A 15,210-nucleotide genomic window follows, 5' to 3' on the forward strand; every position below is an offset into this window, starting at 1 on the left:
TGAATTTCCGGAAGAATTTGCGAATGATCACGATGGTTATATTGATTTAATTACTGGCGAGATGTTACCGGGAATCGTTCGGGAAGGATTAGCGGATTTTTGCGACGTGTTTTGCGAAGAGGGCGTTTTTTCGGTGGAAGAATCTGCGCGAATCCTGTCCGCCGCGAAATTTCTCGGCCTGGGAATTCGCGTTCATGCCGAGGAGTTCAAACCTTTTGGCGGTGCAAAATTAGCCGCAAGGTTTGGCGCATTTTCCGCCGATCATCTGATGGCAATCGACGATGAAGGAATTCAGGCATTGAAAGAGGCTGACGTCGTTCCGGTTTTGCTTCCCGCGACGACCTTTTTTCTTGGTTCGGATACTTATGCGCCGGGCAGGAAAATGTGGGACGTCGGTCTGCCGGTTGCCATTGCGACCGATTTCAATCCGGGCAGTAGTATGACACAGTCGATGCCGTTTGTCATTGCCGTCGCATGTTTGAAATTGAAACTCAGTCCGTTGGAGGCAATTCAGGCGGCGACGATTCACGCGGCGCGGTCGTTAAAAATGGAAAAGACGGTTGGGAGTTTAGAAGAGGGAAAACAAGCGGATTTCGTTATCTGGAATATCGAGCGGTATCAAGGAATTCCTTACTTTCTCGGTTTTCCTACCGTTGCGAGTGTCTATAAAAAAGGAAAATTAGTCTGGAAATTGACCGATTCGGCGCGTGATATTCCTTAGTAAAACATCCCGTCCCGGCGTCCCGAGTGTTGAGGATAGATGTTTGGGGACGCCAGGTACAAGAATGTTATAAATCTATTTTAAAGACTTGAAAAATTCAACACCTTTTAATATTGCCCGCTGATTTAGTTCGACCAGATTCTTATGTTTCAGGATATAGCCGAGCGATTCCAGCACGATTTCGATGTTCATGATTTGGATGCATTCCAGCAACGCGCCGACGATAATCATGTTTGCCGCTTTCGTGGTTCCAAGTTCGTCCGCGAATTTCGTCGCAGGAATCGGAATAATTTTGACGTCGGTTCTGACGGGCTTTCTGTCAATCAGCGAAGAATCGTAGATAATCAGTCCGCCGGAGACAACATCCATTTCGAATGCGTCTAATGACGGGCGATTCATAGCGATTAAAACAGTTGGATTCGTAACGAGTGGCGAGCCGATTTTCCGGTTGGAAATCTTGACACTGCAATTTGCCGTACCGCCGCGCATTTCAGGTCCGTATGATGGCAACCAGCTGACTTCATAGCCGTGACGCATGCCCATTTCGGCGAGAACCGTTCCCAAACTCAAAACGCCTTGTCCGCCAAATCCCGCGATCTTGATTTCTTCGGAGATATTTTTACTTCGGTAATCGGCAATTTTCGTGGAATCAACCGGCGCGCTTTCGATTTCTAAGATTTTTGGCAAATCGGACAACTCAACCTCAGTTCGGGCGATTTCCTTTTTAACAAATGTCTCAGAAATATCCTTTTTAACGCCAAGTGGGAATTGTTTTTCTAAAACTTCTTTGACCCATAATTTTGATTGGGCGGGTGTCATTTTGAAGTTCGATGGACACGGCGAAAGAACTTCGATGAAGCAAAAGGCGTTTTTCTCTATTTGCAGTTTCAGCGCTTTTCGGACAGCGGTGCGGGCTTGCATGATGGATTTGGTGTCGGCAAGCATCACGCGCTCGACATAAACCGGCGCATCCAGCGTGGCGATGATTTCAGACATACGAATCGGATAGCCTTCATTTTGAACTGTTCTGCCGCGCGGCGTAGTCATCGTTTTTTGACCGATGAGAGTTGTCGGCGCCATTTGTCCGCCGGTCATTCCGTAGGTGGCGTTGTTGACAAAGAAAACCGTGAACCCTTCGCCCCGATTGGCGGCATGCAGAATTTCCAACCCGCCAATAGCCGCGAGGTCGCCGTCGCCCTGATAACTGATGACGACACTTTCAGGATGTGCGCGTTTAGCCGCCGTAGCAATTGCTGGCGCTCTGCCGTGAGCGGACTGAATATTTCCCGTATGAAAATAGTAATAAGCGAACACACTGCACCCGACGGGACTGATAAAAATTGTCCGATCTCGTACGCCAAATTCTTCCAATGCTTCGGCAATCAATTTGTGCAGATTTCCGTGCCCGCAACCCGGACAATAAGTCGTTGTTAGTTTGTCGGCGCCGGGTTTGCGTTCGTAAACATCGAAAAATGTTTCCGATTTTCTTAAAATATCTTTCATGACATCCTCATCAGTTTCATCAGTTCTTCATTGATTTCCTTCACCGTCGGGACATTTCCACCATACCGCGAATAGAGATAGACAGGTTTTTTACCGTTGACGGCGAGACGGACGTCATCCACCATCTGCCCGTTACTCAATTCGATAGTGAGAAAGAATTTAGCCGTGTCAGCCAGTTTGGCGATGATTTTCTTCGGAAATGGGAAAAGAGTCTTCGGTCGCAACATGCCTACTTTAATGCCAGTTCCCCGAAGAAAATCGACGGTGGATTGAGTGATTCGCGAAACGATTCCATAGGCAACGATTACGATTTCGGCGTCGTTGAGTTGGTATTCTTCCACACGGACTTCCTGCTCTTCGACGATCGCATATTTTTGCTGAAGTTTGATATTGTGTCTTTCCAGATCGTTGGGTTCGAGTTCGATGGATGTAATCAGATTATCCATCGTTTCGGCATTGCCTTTAATCGCCCACGGTTTTTCGGGAAATTTTTCGACAGGTTTCGGAAATTCCACCGGCTCCATCATCTGACCGATGAATCCGTCTGTCAAAACCACGACAGGATTCCGATATTTATCTGCCAGATCAAAGGCGAGCATTCCCAAATCGCACATTTCCTGCACGGAGTTCGGCGCCAGCACGATGTTTTTGTAATTGCCATGTCCGCCGCCTTTGACAATCTGATTATAATCGCTTTGTTCGGGAGCGATATTTCCTAATCCCGGGCCACCGCGCATGACGTCGATGATCACGCAGGGAAGTTCAGATCCGGCGCAATAAGAAATGCCTTCTTGTTTCAGACTAATGCCCGGACTCGACGATGCCGTCATGGTGCGGTCGCCTGCCGATGCCGCGCCGTAAACCATGTTGATCGCGGCGATCTCGCTTTCTGCCTGAACGAATGTTCCGCCTGCCAGTGGGAGATATTTGGCGGCGGCGTGTGCGATTTCGCTCGCGGGCGTGATTGGGTAGCCGTAATAGGACTTACAACCTGCCAGAATCGCACCTTTGACGACTGCTTCGTTGCCTTTTAAAAATTGTTTAGCCATAAAATCCTCGCTCTCTACTTTTCTGAAAGTTGAACTTTTTCTTTTTCGATTGGTTGACCGCATTCGGTGCAGAGCAGAACATCTGGCGCTGAATCCCGTGAAAAAACCTTCCGCTCGACTCCGCATGTTGGGCAAAATCGCTTTTCGGTCATCAAATCCCAGCGTTTGAAAACCATAATAGCGCCCGGTTCTGGACAAACGTAAAAACAAATTCCGCAACCCGTGCAACCTTCACCGACGTATGATGACGTATGGTAGCCGTGAGTATTGAATTTTTCGGAAAGCGTCAAAACCTTCACAGGGCAAGCCTCAATACAAAGTTCACAGCCTTTGCATTCTTCGGTATTGATTACCACATGTCCTCTGCTTTTTACTTCACTCATAAGATTTCTCCATCTTTATTGTGTTTATCGTTTTTTGAATTGATCGAAAACTGCCTTAAAACCGGGAATTGACCGGCGAATGATTTCTTCAGAAACGCAGAATGCAGTCCGGAAATATCCTCTTCGATGAAAACCCGTTCCTGGCGTCGTGAGTATCAATTTTTCCTGAAGCGACTGTACGAATTGAATATCGTCGTCTATCGGACATTTAGGGAAAAGATAAAATGTTCCTTCAGGTTTGATTATTTCATATCCAATTTCCGTCAGAGCGGAATAGAACAAATCACGGCGGCGCTGATAAATCGTTACATTGACCTGTGCGTTCAAAACATGTGGAATCACTCTTTGCATCAGCGCAGGCGCGTTGACATAGCCTAAAATGCGGTTACAGAATGTCGCGGCATTGATGATGTTCTTGTTATCATCAGCGTATGGACTGACTGCGAGGTAGCCGATTCGCTCGCCAGCCAGCGACAAGTCTTTAGAAAACGAAGTCGCCAGAATCGCATTTCGGTAGAATAGAAACGGTGATATGCAGGACAATCCGTCGTAAATGATTTTTTTATATGGAGCGTCGGTGATGAGATAAATTGGTTTCCCAAATTTCTTACTCGCTGAATCCAATAGCGCGCTTAAATTTTTCAACACAGTTTCATCGTAAACGCGACCGGTAGGATTATTGGGGCTATTGATCAGCAATGCGCGGGTTTTGGATGTTATTTTTGACTGGATTTCCCCAAGGTCTGGCAACAAATCCGCCGTCGATTCGGCAATGACTCTGACTCCCTGCTGATTGTCGATATAAAAGTCGTATTCGGCGAAAAATGGCGCAATGACAATGACTTCCTCGCCGGGTTCAAGAATGGATTTGAATAAAACATTTAAGGCGCCTGCGGCACCGACGGTTATGATTACATGTTCGGCGGTAAAATTGATGTCAGTTTCCTGTTTCAGCATGTTTGCGATTGCCTGTCTGGTTTCGATATAACCGGCATTTGGCATATAACCGTGAACGAGCGGTCCCGTTTTTTGGGCTTCTTCAATAAGAGCGGCAGTGAATTCTGGCGGCGATTCGAGGTCGGGATTTCCAAGCGAAAAGTCATAAACATTATCCGCGCCATATTGTTTTTTGAGAGACAAACCGATCTCGAACATTTTTCGAATCCAGGAGGCGTTAGTCAAAGCGGCAGAAATTTTTGAAGAAACTGGCATGGTGTACTCGCTGGATTATGGCATTGATTGAGCAATCGGACTGTTATCATCCCAATCGCCGGTTTTGATAAATTCGTCGATGGATTTTGCGGCGTTTCGTCCTTCGCCCATCGCCAGGATCACCGTCGCACCGCCTGAAACGATGTCGCCGCCTGCAAAAACGCCACGTTTGGATGTGCGCCCAGAGGTGCCGCTGACGAGAATATTTCCCCGTTTGTTGCATTTCAGATCGGGTGTTGTCTGAGAAATCAGCGGATTCGAGCCGTTGCCGATAGCCACGACGACCAAATCGGCTTCGATGTCGAATTCTGATCCGGGAATCGGAATGGGACGGCGTCTTCCGGAAGAATCCGGTTCGCCAAGTTCCATCCGAACATTGCGCACGCTTTTAACCCAGCCGTTTTCGTCGGAAATAAATTCAACTGGATTGGTTAACATACGGAAAACGATCCCTTCCTCTTTGGCGTGATGAATTTCTTCGATGCGCGCGGGCATTTCCACTTCCGAGCGGCGATAGACGATGGTAGCCGTTTCGGCGCCGATCCGCATAGCCGTTCGGACGGCATCCATTGCCGTATTTCCGCCGCCGATAACGACCGCGTTTTTCCCGATGTGAATCGGCGTGTCGGCATCTGGAAACTGATAGGCTTTCATCAGATTAATCCGTGTTAAAAATTCGTTAGCGGAATAGACGCCCATCAGATTTTCGCCAGGAATGTTCAAAAACCATGGCAAACCAGCGCCAACGCTCAGATAAACGGCATCAAAACCTTCCTCGTCCATCAATTCATCGATCGTCAGCATTTTTCCAACGATGAAATTATTGACGAATTTGACGCCGATCTTCTTCAGATTATTGATTTCATAACTGAGAATTTCCTTCGGCAAACGAAATTCCGGAATGCCGTAAACGAGGACGCCGCCCAATTCATGGAGCGCTTCTAAAATCGTCACATCGTATCCCCATTGAACCAAATCGCTGGCGCAGGCGAGCCCTGATGGACCCGAGCCGACAATGGCGATCTTTTTTCCGTTCGGCGGTAAAATAGCCGGCGGCGTAAAAATACCAGATTTCCGTTCGTAATCGGCGACGAATCGTTCCAATCTTCCAATGGAAATCGGCTGAAATTTTCCGTGAAGAACGCAGGTTTTTTCACATTGTTGTTCTTGTGGACAAACGCGTCCGCAAACCGATGGCAAAAGATTATCTTCTTTGATTTTTTTCGCCGCGCCAAGGAAATCTCTCTGCGTGATCATACGAATGAAATCGGGGATTTTAATTTGAACGGGACAACCTTCGATACATGTCGGACGCGGACAATCCAGACAGCGGTTTGCTTCAAGAACGGCGGTTTCTTCGTCAAATCCAAGATTAACTTCATTGAAATTGCGTTTTCGGATTTCGGGTGCCTGTTCGGGCATTTTTTGTCGAGGAATCGCTAGGCGTTCTTTTTGGGTGAGAATCGGTGAATTTTCCATCGTTGAAATTGCTACTATCTTTCGGGTTGATTGACAAATGAATCCAGTTTACAGGGATGGTGTTCTTGCACGAACCGATCTAAGGATATTTTTTCCTGAGCATTAAACTGCTTTTGGCGTTTGGCGACCTGATCAAAATCCACCTGATGCGCATCGAATTCCGGACCATCGACGCAAACAAATTTCGTTTGTCCACCAACAGTTACCCGACAACCGCCGCACATGCCGGTTCCGTCGATCATAATGCTGTTAAGCGAAACTTCGGTGCGAATTTGGTAGGGACGTGTCATTTCGGCGATGGCTTTCATCATCGGCAAAGGACCGACCGCCAACACGAAATCCGGTTTTCCATCACTTTTCAAAATATCGGATAACGCTTCGGTGACAAACCCTTTCTTGCCATAAGTTCCGTCATCGGTTGTGATGATGACTTCGTCGCAGATGGCACGCATTTCTGATTCGGCGATAACAAGTTCTTTGGTTCGTGCGCCGATGATCGTGATGACACGGTTTCCTGCTTCTTTGAGCGCCTTGGCAATGGGCAGGACTTCCGCCGTCCCGACGCCTCCGCTGATACAGACGGCGACGCCATATTTTTCGATACGAGTCGGTTTGCCAAGCGGTCCAACAACATCGCGGACGAATTCACCCGCTTTGAGAAGATTCATCGTTTTTGTCGTTTTGCCAATTCCCTGAACCATGAGCGTGATGAAACCGGTTTCGGGTGAGCCGTCAACAATCGTTAGGGGAATTCTCTCGCCGTTTTCTCGAACACGAACGATGATAAATTGTCCCGGCTTGCGCTTGCGGGCAATGAGTGGTGCCTCGATGACGAATCGCTTGATGTCGGGCGCGATGAATTCTGCGGAGATAATTCTATTCATGGTTTTTCATCAGTTATGGAATTGAATCCAGAGGTAATATTTCTATCGCAAATCGCTGTATGCACTTTCGAGTTCTTCCAATTCTTTCAGCGTAAATGAAAGCATTTTCAAAACGGTTGATAAGCCAACGATCGGGATGGTCAAAATGAGCGTATCGACGATTTCATCTCGAGTGGCTCCGGTGCGGACGATTTTGGGAATGAGTATTTTGATAGCTTCCGGAGACGGACTGTTGACTTGTATTGCCAGCATAATCAATTGACGCGTCTTTTCGTCAAGATGCGATCCCAGCGAGCCAACCATTTTCTGGTAATTCTTAACGACGTCTTTTCGGTTTTCCATTAAATAGGTCAAACCGTCTTTGTCCAAATCTTCCCATTTAAAATTTTCCGTAACCATGGCTTTTATCCTTGCCTATTTTCGTTATTTAACTTCTTCGAGCCAGCCGCGTTTATCTGGAATGTCTCCGATCTGTATTCCTGTTAATTGTTTGTATATTCGAGTCGTTATCGGACCGGGTTCCTTGCCATCTGCGTAGAAATTGTACAGTTTGCCGAGATAACTTAGGCAACCGACGGGAGTGATGACCGTGGCAGTTCCGCATGCGCCGACTTCCGCAAAATTATCAATTTCACTGACGCTGATCGGTCTTTCTTCCATTTTCAATCCGAAATCTTCGCGCACGACATCAATCAATGAATGACGAGTGATGCTATCCAAAATTGTATCTGATTTTGGCGTTGCCACCGAGCCGTCTTTGAAAACGAAGAAAACGTTCGATGCGCCTGTTTCTTCGAAATATTTGTGTTCTAAGGGATCGAGATAGACGACTTCATTGAAACCTTCATCTCTGGCTATTTTCAACGGAAGAAGTGACGCGGAATAATTGCCGCCGGCTTTTGCCTGACCAATGCCGTGTAAAGCGGCTCTATCGTAGAAAGACTCTACCTTTAAACTGATCGGTTTAAATCCGGCTTTGAAATACGGACCCACCGGCGAAACGAATACGACGAAAAGATATTCCAGAGCCGGATGAACGCCGAGATTTTCGCCAATACCAATCTGAAATGGTCGCAGGTAAAGCGACGCGCCTGTACCATAAGGCGGAATGTAGTCAATGTTGGCTTTCACCGCTGAGATGATGCCTTTCATGAATAATTCTTCTGGAACTTCCGCCATGAGCAGGCGTCGGGCAGATTTGCGGAAGCGTTTGGCGTTTTCGCGCGGACGGAAAAGCAGGATGCGCCCATCTTTCGCTCTTTGAGCCTTCATGCCTTCGAAGATTTGCTGACCGTAATGAAGACAAGTTGCTCCCTCGTCAATCGCAATCTTGTTTTCACTTGTCAGAATTCCTTCATTCCACGAACCATCTTTCCAATGTGCATGAAAACGATATGGGGTGTACCTGTAGCTAAAATCTAGTTTGCTCCACTCAGTTGCTTTGGGATCCATGATTTTCCTTTCTAATTAAATCCGCTTCCTTCATCAGGAAGATCGAAATGTCTGCCTGTCGGGAAAAAACATTCAACAATCAAAAAGTAACATTGACAAATGTCATGCCATTGAAATTTCTTTGTGTTTGCCTGTCTTTATTGTAGCGTTAGAAAGACAATTCGTGTTTTAACAGAAATGATGGTTTTTGCCACTGTCCAATTCCTAAAATTGGAAAAGGCTTCGGAAGTTCTTTATTAGAATTAGGAATTAAAAGTTTGTTTGGCAAATCAACTCTCACATATAATATTGTTGTGGAAACAATGGAAATTTATCTTTAATATCGAATATGAAGGATGTAAAAAAACGATGATTCCTTGTAATTAAAAAAGAAATTGGCAGAGAAATTGATATGTTCATAAGAACATACGATGTTTTGAAAAATTGACTGAAATCAACCCAATAAACTCATCAGGAGGTTTTTATGCACAAGAAACTATTTATTCCAGGCCCAGTGGATGTTCGTCCAGAAATCCTTTCCGCAATGGCAACGCCGATGATCGGGCATCGGAGCAAGAATGCATCCGCTCTTCAGCAAGGTATTTCTGAAAAACTTCAGAAGGTTTTTTACACACAAAATCCGATTTTGCTCTCAACGACTTCTGGTACAGGACTGATGGAGGGATCGATTCGGAGTTGTACGGCAAAACGAGCCGTCGTCTTTTCGGTCGGCGCATTCGGAGACCGTTGGGCGCAGTTGGCAAAATCCAACAACGTTCCGCATGATTGTGTCAAAGCTGAATGGGGACAGCCGACGACTCCGGAGATTGTCGATGAATATCTTTCGACTGGGAAATATGATGTGTTTACCATTACCCACAATGAAACTTCTACCGGTTTGATGAATCCTATCGAAGCTATTGCCGAAGTTCGGAAAAAATACCCGGATATCATCTGGTTGGTCGATGCAGTTTCGTCAATGGCTGGCACCAGAATCGAAGTCGATAAACTCGGAATTGATGTTTGCATTACTTCCACGCAAAAGGCGATCGGCTTACCGCCGGGAATGTCGATTTGCTCGGCATCAATGAAAGCGCTGGAACATGCTAAATTAGTCGAATTTCGCGGGTCGTATCTTGACATCGTGGAACTCTATTCCTACGTTCTGAAAAAACCCTATCAATATCCCAGCACGCCGTCGCTTTCGCACATGTTCGCGCTGGATAAACAACTCGACTATATTTTAGATGTCGAAGGCTTGGAAAATCGGTACGCGCGTCATCTCGAAATGGCGAAAATCACTCGCGCTTGGGCAAACGAACGATTTGAGGTTTTTCCGGCGAAAGGTTTTGAATCCGTTACGCTGACGACGATTCGCAACACACGCGGAATTTCCGTCGCCGATCTGAATAAGAAAATCGGCGAAGTCGGATATGAAATTTCCAACGGTTACGGTGATCTTAAAGAGAAAACATTCCGAATCGCTCACATGGCAGACCGGACGGTTGCCGAATTAAAAGAACTGTTAAATGTCATTGACGAAACATTGACGAAGATGGTATAAAATTACGAGGCGTTATCTCTCGATAATCAGAGGAGTTGATTATGAAGATATTAATCACCGACGGATTGAGCAAAGAAGGACAAAAAATTCTAAAAGACGCCGGAATCGACTTTGATATTCAATTTTATGAACTTCCGGAACTGATCAAAGTGATTCCGGAATATGATGGGGTTTTAGTGAGCTCGGCGACCAACGTTCCGAAGGAAGTCATCGACGCGGGAAGAAATCTGAAGCTGATTGCCCGCGGCGGCGCCGGGATTGACAACATCGATCATAAATACGCTAAATCAATTGGCATTCCCGTCCTGAACACGCCCGCGGCAAACTCGCTTTCCGTCGCCGAACTCGTTTTTGCGCATCTTTTTGCGCTGGCGCGGTTCATTCCTCAAGCGAATATCACAATGCGCGAAGGCAAATGGGAAAAGAAAGCGTACGCCAAAGGAACCGAACTTTCCGGTAAAACGATCGGAATCGTCGGTTTTGGCAAGATCGGGCAACTTGTCGCAAAAATTGCGCTGGCAATCGGAATGAAAATTCTGGCTTACGATGTCGCTGAGATCAAAACTGATCTGAACGTGAAAATCGTCCCGCTTGACGAATTGTTGAAAAATTCGGATTTTATTACGCTTCATACGCCCAAACAGCCGCAACCTTTGATTGGCGAGCATGAAATTGAAATCATGAAGACAGGCGTTTTTATCGTGAATTGCGCCCGCGGCGGCGTGATTGATGAAAAAGCATTACTGAGCGGACTGAACTCCGGGAAAATCGGTGGCGCGGGGCTCGACGTTTATTCGCAGGAACCGCCGGAAAATCTGGAACTGATCCGTCACCCGCGAGTATCGGTAACGCCGCACACGGGAGCGAGTACCGTCGAAGCACAGGACCGCGTCGGCGTCGAAATTGCTCAGAAAATTGTAGCGACATTAAAAAAGTAGAGTCGTTAATTCGCCAAATTCGGGAATAACGACTTCCCGATTGAATTCGTGAACTATCGCGTCGTTCTTTAAAACGGTGCGAGTAAATTTGCTGAAGGAAAAAATGGTCAAAATCAAAGCATTTAGAGGAATTCGACCTCAGAAAGGACTCGCCGAAAAGATTGCGGCTTTGCCTTATGATGTCTTGAATTCGGATGAGGCAAGAGTCAAAGCGGCTGGGAATCCATATTCGTTTCTGCATGTCTCCAAATCTGAAATTGATCTGCCACCCGAAACCGATCCATACGATGAAAAAGTTTATTTAAAAGCGTCAGAATATTTTCGTGAGATGTTACGTAATAAGTGGTTTTTTCAAGACAAATCAGAAAAGTTTTACGCCTATCGCCAGATCATGGAAGGTCGTGAGCAATATGGCTTGATGGTCGATGCGTCGGTCGATGATTATCTGCAAAAACGTATTCGCATTCATGAATTGACGCGCGAAGTCAAGGAGCGCGACCGAATCAATCACGTCAAATATACCAACCTGAATTCCGGTCCGGTTTTTCTAACATATCCGGCGCAGGCGGAAATTGATGCAATGATTTCGCGAATCGTCCAAAACGAGCCGGAATACGATTTTACGGCGGACGACGGAATCCGTCATACGCTCTGGGTAATTGGTGAGGAATCTATCATTGAGGAATTGACCAAACGGTTTGAAAGCATTCCGTTTTCGTATGTTGCGGACGGACATCACCGCGCTAAATCCGCCGTAATGGTCGGCGAACTGCGTCGAAAGGAAAATCCAAATCACACAGGGAAAGAAGAATACAACTGGTTTCTCACCGTCCTGTTTCCGCACAACCAACTGCGGATTTTGGATTACAACCGCGTCGTGAAAGATTTGAACGGACTTGGTAAGGATGAATTTCTACGGCGAGTCGGTGAAAAATTCGATATCCATGAAGCCTGTTGTCTGGAGAATGCCAAACCGGCCGCGAAAAACACTTTTGCAATATATCTCGATCATCAGTGGTGGGTTTTACGCGCTAAAATTGGGACTTTCGAGGAAAGCGATCCCGTAAACAGCCTCGATGTTTCGATTCTCCAGAATAATTTGTTAACGCCGATTCTCGGAATTGGCGATCCGCGAAAGGATGAACGTATCGATTTTATCGGTGGAATTCGCGGATTGTCCGAACTTGAAAAGCGCGTGAATTCCGGCGAAATGATGGTTGCATTCGCGCTTTTTCCGACATCGGTGGAGCAGTTAATGGCAATTGCCGACGCTGGACTGCTCATGCCTCCGAAATCGACTTGGTTCGAACCGAAACTCCGGAGCGGCTTAGTCGTTCACTCGCTGGAATAAATTACATAAGCATCGAAAAATCTGTATCCCTAATAAAAGATTTTCCTTGAATATTACTTGAGAAACTGAGCAAAATTGCTCAGCGTATTGAGTCATTTGTAGTTCGATTGAGATGAACATCCCGAAGTTTCGGGATGGACTGAGAATAAGTTTATAAAAATGCCAGTGTGCAATTAAATCCTGATATTTAACTTTATGCCGTTCTTTGGTATCTCAGATAGTAAAATTTATTATTTGACAATCTCCAATCTCCAATTTTTAGTCGCCAGCAAAACCAATCCTTGTTCCTTTCAGATTCTTTTATAAAATTTCCGCAGTTTGAAATGAGGTGAAAATGTCTGGTCAAATCTCCCGCCGCGACTTCCTGAAAACCGCTTCACTCGCCAGTCTTGGGGCATTTATCGGTTGTTCCGTCAAAAACCGTTTCGATCTGATTATTCGAAGGGAACCTCGCATATTATCGTGAATGAAAAAATCGCAGTTCGGGATGGGAAGCATATCGGCATTTGCGCGGGCGATATTCTCTGAATGAACTGACAATATCGCTCCGAATATTTAAAGGATTTGATGAAAAATCAATTGATACGAATAGTTTGCATCTTTTCATTTTTGTTTTTCATTTATAATATCGCTGTCGGAAAACCGACATTTCGGGAAAAGATCGGCCAAATGGTGATGATTGGTTTTGCCGGAACGACTGTTCCCGATTCGCTGGCTTACGATTTGAATATGCGGAACCTGGGCGGCGTGCTTCTATTCGGAAGTAATTGCCAAAATCCGACACAGATCGCGGACTTGACGGAAAGCATTAAAAGTCTGGCTGAGACGCCGCCACTGATAGCGATCGATCAGGAAGGCGGACGCGTCGCGCGCCTTGGAGCCTACAATGGTTTTTCCAGCACGCCCTCCGCGTTTCAACTGGGAAGCACATATAATCTGGAAGATTCTACTCGTCAGACAGCCGCCAGAATGGCGGGTTGGCTTTCAACTTGCGGAATCAACGTCAATCTCGCACCGGTTGTCGATGTCAATGTCAATCGGCAAAGCCCGGCCATTGGAGCCAAGGATCGCAGTTTTTCTTCCGATCCAATGACGGTTGCCCGTCACGCATCGTGGTTCATCGATGAATTTCATCAACGGGAAATTCTTATGGCGCTGAAACATTTTCCCGGTCACGGAAGCGCTGAAGATGATTCTCATCTGGGATTTACAGACATCAGTCAGACTTGGACTAGTTCGGAACTCACTCCATATGAGGAACTCTTTTCTCAGGGCTTTGATGATATGGTCATGGTGGGTCATTTGTTTAATTCAAATATTGATTCCGTTTATCCGGCGTCGTTATCTCGCAACGCGATTTCCGGACTTTTACGGGATTCGCTGGGATATGGAGGCGTTGTGATCAGTGACGAACTGTTCATGCGGGCGATCACTGATACCTTTTCACTCAAAGAAACAGTAACGCTGGCGGTCAATGCGGGAATGGATATTTTGCTTTTTAATACGAATCTTTACGATGGGAGATCGCTTACCGCCGTCGTTTCAGATATCATTATAGAACAGATTCGCGACGATGTGATCGACAGCGCGCGTATTGAAGAATCTTTCCAGCGGATCATGGCGCTGAAAGAAAGATCGAATGGTGTTGTCAAAAAAATTCTTCCGACGACGCCGGATCGATATGAACTTGACGTCTATCCGAACCCATTCAACGCGCAGTCGTTCGTATCGTTTGCTGTTCCAAGATTCGGGCGAGTGAAATTATCAATTTACAATTTGCTGGGCCAAAAGGTCTCTTCTCTCATGGACGCCAACATGATTCCGGGAAATTATCGACAGCAGATCGATGCAGGTAATTTAGCGTCGGGCGTTTATTTCATCACATTGGAAACTCCTGAAAGGTTATTCAGCCGGTTGATAACGGTCGTTAAATGACACTGAAAATTTCGTATATTGGATTGTGATTGACAAAATGAAAATGAATCAAACTAAATGGAATCTAATCGTGCTGAGAATGTTTCAGATCGTTGCGCTTGTCCTGATTCTTCTGCTCGCCGCCAGTACGTTTTTTCTTCAGCAATCCGAAGTATCACCGGATTATTCTTCTCCAAACCTCATTGTCAGATGGCTGAGTTTAGACCGGTTTTACAGCTCTGGACTGAACGGCTTTTTGTGGTTATTCCTGACGATTTTATTGGTTTTGGCGGTGATTTTCAATGTCATTCGATCGACTGCCCAAAAAGCGCTTCATCTGCTTTTAGCGTTGATTTTCGGCGTTGTCTTTCTAAACAAAAATCTGGAAATACGTTTTTTTCTGTCAATCGTCGAAGGTAAAGAAATATTTTTATCGTCATTCGTTGAACGCTTACCCGAAAATGAAGATGCGGTGATTCGGTTGGAGCGTTTTGAGATTCCCATGCACGCCGGAACGTCATTTCCTAAAAATTACATCAGTCATCTTGTGATCAATCAGATTAACCTCGTCGATTTGTCGGTCAATCATCCGATCACTGTTGGCAAATTCTGACTATATCAAAATTCTTATGATCGCGCATTTTATTTCCGCGTGATGATTGATGATCAACCGTTTGAAGCCGTTTTCGGAGACACATTCATCGTGAACGGAACGCCGATTTCGTTAACCGCGTACGATGATCATACGGAAAAATTTATCATGTCGTTCGGTGACGAAGAG

General features: G+C 45.9%; 15 protein-coding genes. 7 read left to right on the forward strand and 8 right to left on the reverse strand.

What is annotated here, in order from left to right; all coding sequences use genetic code 11:
* On the forward strand, window positions 1–721 hold a 721-nt coding region (locus COT43_11535), incomplete at its 5' end, for an imidazolonepropionase (protein ID PIS27223.1).
* A 75-nt stretch (window positions 722–796) separates the two neighbouring features.
* Here the strand turns inward: COT43_11535 and COT43_11540 are convergent.
* Genes COT43_11540 through COT43_11575 form a run of 8 tightly spaced genes read right to left on the reverse strand, consistent with a single transcriptional unit; the run spans window position 797 to window position 8,683 of the window.
* The gene (locus COT43_11540) at window positions 797–2,224 is read right to left on the reverse strand and encodes a 2-ketoisovalerate ferredoxin oxidoreductase (GenBank protein PIS27224.1); all 1,428 of its coding nucleotides are present in this window, start codon (window positions 2,222–2,224) and stop codon (window positions 797–799) included.
* Window positions 2,221–3,273: a 3-methyl-2-oxobutanoate dehydrogenase subunit VorB gene (locus COT43_11545; protein PIS27225.1), complete on the reverse strand. Its 1,053-nt coding sequence runs from the start codon at window positions 3,271–3,273 to the stop codon at window positions 2,221–2,223. The genes COT43_11540 and COT43_11545 overlap by 4 nt, the downstream gene beginning before the upstream one ends.
* A 14-nt stretch (window positions 3,274–3,287) precedes the next feature.
* On the reverse strand, window positions 3,288–3,656 hold the full coding sequence (locus COT43_11550) for a hypothetical protein (protein ID PIS27226.1): 369 nt from the start codon (window positions 3,654–3,656) through the stop codon (window positions 3,288–3,290).
* Between the two features lie 24 nt (window positions 3,657–3,680).
* The gene (locus COT43_11555) at window positions 3,681–4,868 is read right to left on the reverse strand and encodes an aspartate aminotransferase (protein ID PIS27227.1); all 1,188 of its coding nucleotides are present in this window, start codon (window positions 4,866–4,868) and stop codon (window positions 3,681–3,683) included.
* Between the two features lie 15 nt (window positions 4,869–4,883).
* Window positions 4,884–6,347, reverse strand: coding sequence for a glutamate synthase (NADPH), homotetrameric (gene gltA, locus COT43_11560; protein PIS27228.1), 1,464 nt, complete (start codon window positions 6,345–6,347; stop codon window positions 4,884–4,886).
* 14 nt (window positions 6,348–6,361) lie between these two features.
* Complete coding sequence (locus COT43_11565; GenBank protein ID PIS27229.1) at window positions 6,362–7,231, reverse strand: ferredoxin-NADP reductase; 870 nt, start codon at window positions 7,229–7,231, stop codon at window positions 6,362–6,364.
* 42 nt (window positions 7,232–7,273) lie between these two features.
* A complete protein-coding gene (locus COT43_11570) occupies window positions 7,274–7,630 on the reverse strand; it encodes a hypothetical protein (protein ID PIS27230.1) in 357 nt (118 codons plus the stop codon).
* A 24-nt stretch (window positions 7,631–7,654) separates the two neighbouring features.
* Window positions 7,655–8,683, reverse strand: coding sequence for a branched chain amino acid aminotransferase (locus COT43_11575; GenBank protein PIS27231.1), 1,029 nt, complete (start codon window positions 8,681–8,683; stop codon window positions 7,655–7,657).
* A 463-nt stretch (window positions 8,684–9,146) separates the two neighbouring features.
* Between COT43_11575 and COT43_11580 the strand changes: the two genes are divergently transcribed.
* From COT43_11580 to COT43_11605, 6 genes are all read left to right on the forward strand, one after another.
* Window positions 9,147–10,226 (forward strand): aminotransferase, encoded by a 1,080-nt coding sequence (locus COT43_11580; GenBank protein PIS27232.1) that lies wholly within the window; start codon window positions 9,147–9,149, stop codon window positions 10,224–10,226.
* Between the two features lie 38 nt (window positions 10,227–10,264).
* Complete coding sequence (locus tag COT43_11585; protein ID PIS27237.1) at window positions 10,265–11,164, forward strand: 3-phosphoglycerate dehydrogenase; 900 nt, start codon at window positions 10,265–10,267, stop codon at window positions 11,162–11,164.
* 103 nt (window positions 11,165–11,267) lie between these two features.
* The gene (locus COT43_11590; GenBank protein PIS27233.1) at window positions 11,268–12,515 is read left to right on the forward strand and encodes a DUF1015 domain-containing protein; all 1,248 of its coding nucleotides are present in this window, start codon (window positions 11,268–11,270) and stop codon (window positions 12,513–12,515) included.
* A 334-nt stretch (window positions 12,516–12,849) separates the two neighbouring features.
* Window positions 12,850–12,981, forward strand: coding sequence for a hypothetical protein (locus COT43_11595; GenBank protein ID PIS27234.1), 132 nt, complete (start codon window positions 12,850–12,852; stop codon window positions 12,979–12,981).
* Window positions 12,982–13,082: 101 nt separating this feature from the next.
* The gene (locus tag COT43_11600; GenBank protein ID PIS27235.1) at window positions 13,083–14,450 is read left to right on the forward strand and encodes a glycoside hydrolase family 3; all 1,368 of its coding nucleotides are present in this window, start codon (window positions 13,083–13,085) and stop codon (window positions 14,448–14,450) included.
* A 25-nt stretch (window positions 14,451–14,475) separates the two neighbouring features.
* Entirely contained in the window at window positions 14,476–15,042 is a 567-nt protein-coding gene (locus tag COT43_11605) for a hypothetical protein (protein PIS27236.1), read from the forward strand.
* Window positions 15,043–15,210 lie beyond the last annotated feature (168 nt).

Source organism: Candidatus Marinimicrobia bacterium CG08_land_8_20_14_0_20_45_22 (assembly GCA_002774355.1).
In the GTDB taxonomy this organism is placed as follows: Bacteria; Fidelibacterota; UBA2242; order UBA2242; family UBA2242; genus 0-14-0-20-45-22.

Coding starts and splice junctions, on each gene's coding strand:
- COT43_11600 (PIS27235.1), top strand. CDS start 13,083: ATGAAAAATCAATTGATACGAATAGTTTGCATCTTTTCATTTTTGTTT.
- COT43_11555 (PIS27227.1), bottom strand. CDS start 4,868: ATGCCAGTTTCTTCAAAAATTTCTGCCGCTTTGACTAACGCCTCCTGG.
- COT43_11580 (PIS27232.1), top strand. CDS start 9,147: ATGCACAAGAAACTATTTATTCCAGGCCCAGTGGATGTTCGTCCAGAA.
- COT43_11570 (PIS27230.1), bottom strand. CDS start 7,630: ATGGTTACGGAAAATTTTAAATGGGAAGATTTGGACAAAGACGGTTTG.
- COT43_11545 (PIS27225.1), bottom strand. CDS start 3,273: ATGGCTAAACAATTTTTAAAAGGCAACGAAGCAGTCGTCAAAGGTGCG.
- COT43_11565 (PIS27229.1), bottom strand. CDS start 7,231: ATGAATAGAATTATCTCCGCAGAATTCATCGCGCCCGACATCAAGCGA.
- COT43_11595 (PIS27234.1), top strand. CDS start 12,850: ATGTCTGGTCAAATCTCCCGCCGCGACTTCCTGAAAACCGCTTCACTC.
- COT43_11575 (PIS27231.1), bottom strand. CDS start 8,683: ATGGATCCCAAAGCAACTGAGTGGAGCAAACTAGATTTTAGCTACAGG.
- COT43_11550 (PIS27226.1), bottom strand. CDS start 3,656: ATGAGTGAAGTAAAAAGCAGAGGACATGTGGTAATCAATACCGAAGAA.
- COT43_11540 (PIS27224.1), bottom strand. CDS start 2,224: ATGAAAGATATTTTAAGAAAATCGGAAACATTTTTCGATGTTTACGAA.
- COT43_11590 (PIS27233.1), top strand. CDS start 11,268: ATGGTCAAAATCAAAGCATTTAGAGGAATTCGACCTCAGAAAGGACTC.
- gltA (PIS27228.1), bottom strand. CDS start 6,347: ATGGAAAATTCACCGATTCTCACCCAAAAAGAACGCCTAGCGATTCCT.